Origin of the sequence: Mycobacterium sp. 852002-51163_SCH5372311 (assembly GCF_001667115.1) — a bacterium.
Lineage (GTDB): Bacteria > Actinomycetota > Actinomycetes > Mycobacteriales > Mycobacteriaceae > Mycobacterium.
The window spans coordinates 1-6,757 of record NZ_LZIJ01000136.1 but is presented as its reverse complement, the minus strand read 5'-3'; the positions used below and the strand labels follow the sequence as shown (position 1 = coordinate 6,757).

General features: G+C 67.1%; 7 protein-coding genes. All 7 read right to left on the bottom strand.

All coding sequences use genetic code 11. The features are described 5' to 3' along the window. Positions 1 to 78: 78 nt before the first annotated feature. A complete protein-coding gene (locus A5791_RS16490; protein WP_067238987.1) occupies positions 79 to 957 on the bottom strand; it encodes an SDR family oxidoreductase in 879 nt (292 codons plus the stop codon). 26 nt (positions 958 to 983) lie between these two features. Further along, on the bottom strand, positions 984 to 2,219 hold the full coding sequence (mshC, locus tag A5791_RS16485) for a cysteine--1-D-myo-inosityl 2-amino-2-deoxy-alpha-D-glucopyranoside ligase (RefSeq protein ID WP_067238983.1): 1,236 nt from the start codon (positions 2,217 to 2,219) through the stop codon (positions 984 to 986). 366 nt (positions 2,220 to 2,585) lie between these two features. Further along, positions 2,586 to 3,353: a 3'(2'),5'-bisphosphate nucleotidase CysQ gene (locus A5791_RS16480; protein ID WP_067238980.1), complete on the bottom strand. Its 768-nt coding sequence runs from the start codon at positions 3,351 to 3,353 to the stop codon at positions 2,586 to 2,588. Between the two features lie 206 nt (positions 3,354 to 3,559). After that, positions 3,560 to 4,375: an SCO1664 family protein gene (locus A5791_RS16475; protein WP_369828089.1), complete on the bottom strand. Its 816-nt coding sequence runs from the start codon at positions 4,373 to 4,375 to the stop codon at positions 3,560 to 3,562. Further along, positions 4,359 to 4,946, bottom strand: a complete 588-nt coding sequence (locus A5791_RS16470) for a DUF3090 domain-containing protein (RefSeq protein ID WP_067238975.1) — start codon at positions 4,944 to 4,946, stop codon at positions 4,359 to 4,361. The genes A5791_RS16475 and A5791_RS16470 overlap by 17 nt, the downstream gene beginning before the upstream one ends. 53 nt (positions 4,947 to 4,999) lie before the next feature. After that, on the bottom strand, positions 5,000 to 5,749 hold the full coding sequence (locus A5791_RS16465; protein ID WP_067238973.1) for a histidine phosphatase family protein: 750 nt from the start codon (positions 5,747 to 5,749) through the stop codon (positions 5,000 to 5,002). Beyond that, complete coding sequence (locus A5791_RS16460) at positions 5,746 to 6,576, bottom strand: undecaprenyl-diphosphate phosphatase (RefSeq protein WP_067238990.1); 831 nt, start codon at positions 6,574 to 6,576, stop codon at positions 5,746 to 5,748. The genes A5791_RS16465 and A5791_RS16460 overlap by 4 nt, the downstream gene beginning before the upstream one ends. Positions 6,577 to 6,757: the final 181 nt, after the last annotated feature.

Here is a 6,757-nt window from a genome sequence, read left to right as displayed (position 1 = left end):
ACACTCAACGCCGCCACAGCGCACTCGGCGACCTTCCACCCATCAGCCGCCTGTAACCAACGTTATGGCCGGGTACATCTAGCGCTTCTCCAGGCCCTGGTTGTAGGCGCTGGTGGAGCGGCCCAGCGCGGCAGTTTGGGCATCCAGCTGAGGCATCAGCTTGGCGGCGGCCTCGAGGACCGGGCGTTCGCCCAGCCGGGTGGACAGCACCGGCTTGAGCCAGCGGAACAGGCCTACCCAACGTGGGCAGTACACGCGATCCTGGCGGTTCTCGATGCCCTTGACAAACGCGTCTGCGCACCGGCTGAGGGACGTCGTCTTGTGCAGCGGCCAAGGCAGCGCCGCAAGTAGCTGGTCGAACGCGGGCAGGTCGGTCCTGGTGTCGCGAACCAGAGCGGTGTCGATCCAGGACATGTGCGCCGAGCCGACCGTGACGCCGAGATGAGTGACCTCCAGCCGCAGCGCGTGGGCGAGATGCTCGTTGCCGGCCTTCGACATGTCGTAGGGCGCCATCCCGGGGGCCGCGGCGTACGCGGCCAGCGACGAGACGATCATCAGATAGCCGCGACGGTCGATCAGCGCCGGCAGGGTTGCTCGCACCGTGTGAAAGACGCCGAGCAGGTTGACGTCCAACACCCGCTTGACTGCTTCCGGGTCGACCTGCAGCACCGAGCCATAGCTGGCGATGCCGGCGTTGGCCACCACGACGTCGATGCCGCCGAAGCGCTCGACGGCCTGGTCGGCCGCTCTCTGCATGGCGGGCAGGTCGCGCACGTCGGCGACCACCGTGAGCACCCGGTCCTCACCGAGTTCTGCGGCCAATGCAGTCAACTCGGCCTTGTCCAGATCGGTGAGCACGAGCTTGGCACCCTTGTTGCGTAGCCGGCGGGCGACCTCGGCCCCGATCCCGCGGGCACCACCCGTGATGAAGACGACTTTGCCGTGCACCGATGTCATGGCCTGAAAAGCTACCTTCGCGTGTCTTACAGGTCCACCCCGAGCAGGGCGTCGACCGCTGTTGCCACCATTTGCGGCGCAGCTGCGTCGTGACCGCCGTACTCAAGCGCATCGGTGGACCAACCATCAAGTGCGGCAACCGCTTTGGGTGTGTCCAGGTCGTCGGCCAGATATTGGCGCAGCCGGGAGATGACGTCGGTGGCGTCGGGACCGGCGGGCAGGGTTGTCGCGGCGCGCCAGTACCGCAGCCGGGTGCTGGCGTCTTGCAACACCTGCTCGCTCCACAAGCGGTCGGCGCGATAATGGCCGGCCAGCAGACCCAGCCGAATGGCCTGCGGTTCAACACCTTGCGCGCGCAGGCCGGAAACCAGCACAAGGTTGCCGCGGCTCTTGGACATCTTGTGCCCGTCCCAGCCGATCATCCCCGCGTGGACGTAGTGCCGCGCGAAACGTCTTACGCCCCTGACACATTCGGCGTGCGCGGCGGTGAACTCATGATGCGGAAAGATCAGGTCGCTGCCCCCGCCCTGAATATCCAGTCCGCTGCCGATGCGGCCGAGTGCGATCGCCGCGCATTCGACGTGCCATCCCGGCCGCCCGGCGCCGAATGGTGCCGGCCAGCTGGGCTCCTCCGGCCGCTGGGCCCGCCACAGCAAGGCGTCGAGCTGGTCGGTCTTGCCGGGGCGGTGTGGGTCGCCGCCACGCCGTTCGTACAGCTGAAGCATGGTGTCGCGGTCGTAGCCCGACTCGTAGCCGAATTGCGGTGTGGCATCGGCCCGGAAGTAGATGTCCTGGTACTCGTCATCGACGACGTAGGCTGCTCCGGAAGCCAGCATTTTCTCGACGAGCTCAACCATTTCGCCGATCGCTTCGGTTGCACCCACGTAGTCGTGTGGCGGTAACACTCGAAGTGCGGCCATGTCCTCCCGAAACAGATTGACCTCGCGGTCGGCGAGGTCTTGCCAATCGACGCCGTCGCGAGCGGCGCGCTCGAACAACGGGTCGTCGATGTCGGTGACGTTCTGCACGTAGTGCACTTGATGGCCGAGGTCCAGCCACATGCGGTGGATCAGGTCGAACGCCAGGTAGGTGGCAGCGTGGCCGAGATGGGTGGCGTCGTAGGGCGTGATTCCGCAGACGTACATGGTGGCTTTGGCCCCGGGCGCCACCGGGCGCACCTGCCGGTCGGATGTGTCGTAGAGCCGTAGCTCCGGGCCGCGTCCCGGCAGCGCCGGAACGGGGGCGGAGGACCACGACTGCATGTCCTCGACTCTAGGCCCGGCGACGTCGTGGTCCGCGCAGGGGGAACCGCCCACCCGCGCAGTGGCGAAGAGGGACGGGCTGGGGAGAACGGGCTTTGGGCGGGACGAGTCACATCAGTCACATTGGCCTCTGCCGGGAAGCGACACCGTCGACTGAGGTACTGACGTGACGATTGTGATTACGGCGCTGCGGATGGCTGAGGACGCACGCCGATTCGGTGTGAACTCAGGGCTTTGAGTGTGAACCCAGGGCTTTGAGTGTGCGCGTAGGGCGCCCAAGACGGGCTTTGGCCCACCGCTGGTTCACACCCAACGCCGTGGGCTCACACCCAAAGCCGACGCGACGGACGCCGACAACACGCCGCTTCACCACCACGCTTGGCGGATCGCGTCGAGCAGTATCGGTGCCACCTCGGCGCGACACATCACGAAGTCGGGCAGGTACGGATCGAGCTGGTTGTACCGCAGCGGCGAGCCATCCAGCCGCGACGCATGCATGCCCGCAGCCAGGATCACCCCGGCCGGCGCGGCTGAATCCCATTCCCACTGCCCGCCGGCATGCAGATAGGCGTCGACTTCCCCGTCGACGACGGCCATCGCTTTGGCGCCGGCCGAGCCGATCGCGACGGGCTGGATCGACACCAACTGCCGAATCCGGTGCAGGATCGCCGGCGGCCGGGTGGCGCTGACCGCGATCCGGATGGTGCTGGGCACTTCAACGGGCGTGATGCCGTCGGCGACGGTGTCACTGCGGTACACCACGTTCCCGCGCGCGGGCAGCGCCACCGCGGCGTCGGTGATCTCGGGCCGTCCGTCGCTGTGTCGCTGCCATAGCGCGATGTGCACCGCCCAGTCGTCGCGCCCGCGGGTGGAGAATTCCCGGGTGCCGTCCAGTGGATCGATGATCCACACCCGATCGGACTCCAGCCGCACCAGGTCGTCGTGCGCCTCCTCGCTGAGCACCGCGTCCCCGGGACGCTCGGCGCGCAGCCGCCGCAGCAGCAACTCATTCGCCAGGCTGTCCCCGGCGTCGCCGAGCGCCCATGGGTAGGCGAAACCGACCTCGTCGCGCACCTTGAGCAGCAATTCCCCCGCGTCGGCGGCGAGATCGGCGGCCAACGCCGCGTCTGTCATCCCATCCGCGGCCCGGCTCACCGCATCAGTATCTCCGAGTGGTGATCGCGAGCGCGGCGCAGCCGGGCGAAGCGGGTCACCACCATCAGAACCCGTGGTGATCGCGAGCGCGGCGCAGCCGGGCGACCTGATCGCGAGCGCGCGCAAAATGACAGCCCGAACGGCGTGTCGTCGTACAAACGCGCACGCTCGCGGCCAGGAGGCAGCTAGAAGGCCGGCCAGGGTATGGCCCGGTGCCGGTTTGGGCCTGGCATTACCGGATCGGCCAGCAGCGACTGCGCGCGCCTACGCAGCGCGGCGATTTCCGCCCGGGTGATGTGTCCGGCCAGCGCATCGGCAAGGGGGCCGCTGAGAGCCTCGGCCAGGCCGGCAACAACCTCCAGGGTTTCGTCGTCGACGGGCTTGCCGGCCCAACCCCACAGCACCGTGCGCAGTTTGTTCTCGACGTGCAGGGAGACGCCGTGGTCGACGCCGTAGATGTGGCCCTCGAGGTCGCGCAGGACGTGGCCGCCCTTGCGGTCGGCGTTGTTGATCAGCACATCGAACACCGCCATCCGGCGCAACTGCTCGTCGTCGGCATGCATCAAGACGACCTCATCGCCCGCGTAGTCGTAGGCCCGCAGCACCGGAAGGTAACCCGGCTGCCGCCTGTCGGCGGGGAACAGATCCACCAGATCGGGCCCGGGCTGAGGATCGTTGCCGAACAGATCACCGGGTTGCTGCACCCACAGCTGCAGCATGCCGGGACCCGCCGGCCCGTCCCGAATGACGGTGTACGGCACGATGTTCCAGCCCAACTGTGTCGACACCAGGTACGCACCGAGTTCGCGTCCAGCCAGGGTCCCGTCGGGAAAATCCCACAGCGGCTGCTCACCGGAGACCGGCTTGTAGACGCAGTGCACGCTGTGTTCACCCAGCGTGGATTCGCAGAGAAAGGTGGCGTTGCTGGCCGAGCGGATGCGTCCGAGGACCGTCAGCTCGCCGCAACGCAACACCTCACGTTCGTCACCCTTCTGGGTCATCGTCAGGCCCGAGCAGCGCGCTGCGCTTGTAGCCGTTGGTGCGCGCGCAGATGTGGCCCTCCGGGTCCAACGGTTCGTCGCAGAGCGGGCAGGGCGGACGGCCCGCCGAGATGACGCGGTTGGAGCGAGTCGCGAACTGGCGTGCCGATTCTGGCGTCAGGAACACCCGCACCGCGTCAGGCCCGTCCTCGGTGTCGTCGAGCACCACCGAGGCGTCGAATTCGGCATCGGTTACCGCCAGCAGTTCGACCACCACGGTCTGTGCCTCGGAATCCCAACCCAGACCCATGGTCCCGACTCGAAATTCCGCGTCCACAGGCATGATCAGCGGGTTGAGGTCGTCGATCTCGGTGGGCTCCGGCGGCACCGGAGTTCCGAACCTGCGATTCACTTCGAGCAGCAGCGCACCAATGCGTTCGGCGAGAACCGCGACCTGCTGCTTTTCCAGGATCACCGACACCACCCGTGAGTCGTGCACCGCCTGGATATAGAACGTCCGGTTTCCGGGCTGGCCAACGGTCCCGGCCACGAAACGGTCGGGTGTGCGGAAAACGTGGATTGCGCGCGCCATGGCACCTCCCAAAATACCGGCACTCGCCGTTGCAACGCGATTCGTTTGCGCCATTAGTCGGCGGATCCACCTACCACCGCGTCCCCGGAGGCCACCTCACCGTCCGCCCGCTGCTCCGGCTTGCGCTGCTCGTCTTTTGAATTCCCGTGGGGCTGCCCCGGCGGCTTAGCAGCCGCGCGTAGTGCTGCCGAAAGGCGGGCACCGGTGTGGTTTACGTGCAAAACGAACGGCCGCAGCTGGGTGTAGTGGATGACGCTGATCGACGCCGGGTCCGCGTTGACGCGCTGAAAGCTGTCCAGATGCATGCCATACGCGTCGGCGATCACCGCCTTGATGACGTCACCGTGGCTGCATGCCACCCATAGCGCGTCAGCCCCGTATTCCGAGGCCAGTCGCCGGTCGTGCTCGCGGACCGCGGCCACGGCACGCGCCTGGACCTGCGCCAATCCCTCACCCCCGGGGAATACCGCCGCGCTGGGATGGGCCTGGACCACCCGCCACAACGGTTCACTCACCAGGTCGCTCATCTTGCGGCCGGTCCATTCTCCGTAGTCCACCTCGGCGAGCCGTTCGTCGATCAGCGGCTCGAGGAACAGCGCTGCGGCCAGCGGTTCAATGGTGCTGCGGCAGCGCAGCATCGGTGAACACACGAGCGCGCGGACCGGCAGGTCACCGATCCGATCGATCAGCCCGGCGGCCTGCTCGCGACCCTTCTCGTCCAGGTCGACGCCCTCCGAACGGCCGGCCAGCACGCCGGCGGTGTTCGACGTGGACCGCCCGTGCCGCAACAGGATGACGGTCATGTAGCAGCGACCGTTCCGGAAGCCAGCAGGATGAGCACGGCCGTTCCGGCCAGCACCCGGTATCCGACGAACCAATACATGTTGTGCCGCACCAGAAATCGCAACAGCCAGGCCACCGCGGCCAGGCCGATGACGAAGGCGATCAGCGTGGAAACCAGCAGTTGCGGGCCCGTGGCGCTCATGCCCTTGTTGACCGGGTGGAAGGCGTCCGGCAGCGAGAACAGGCCCGAGGCGAACACCGCGGGAATGGCCAGCAGGAAGCCGAAACGGGCGGCCAGCTCGCGCTCGAGCCCGAGAAACAGTCCAGCGCTGATGGTGGACCCCGAGCGCGAGATGCCGGGCACCAGCGCCAGACATTGTGCAGCGCCTACCGCGACGGCATCTCGCCAGTTCAGGTGTTCGATGTCGCGGGTCTGACGACCGAGATATTCGGCCAGGGCGATCACCGCCGAGAACGCCACCAGCGCCGTCGCCACCACCCACAAGTTGCGCACGCCCGACCGGATCTCCTCCTTGAAGAACAGGCCCAGGACGCAGATGGGAATGGTGCCGATGATGACGTACCAGCCGAGCCGGTAGTCGGCGTTGCGGTGCGACCGGACGACCAAACCGTTGAACCAGGCTTTGAGGATGCGCACGATGTCCCGCGCGAAATAGACCAGGACCGCGGCCTCGGTGCCTAGCTGGCTCACCGCCGTGAAGGAGGCCCCCGCGTCGTCGGCGAAGAAGATGCGCGACACGATCGCCAGGTGCCCCGACGACGAGACCGGCAGAAATTCGGTTATGCCCTGCACCACGGATAGCACGATGACTTGCCACCAGGACATCGCCGACACCGCAGTCACGACGACGACCGTACCTGGTGGCGGCGGCCGCTACCGGACGCGACTAGTCCGCGACCAGTCCTAGTGCACGACCTGCGTCGCCAGGCTCTAGCTGTACCCGGCCATAACGTTGGTTACAGGCGGCTGATGGGTGGAAGGTCGCCGAGTGCGCTGTGGCGGCGTT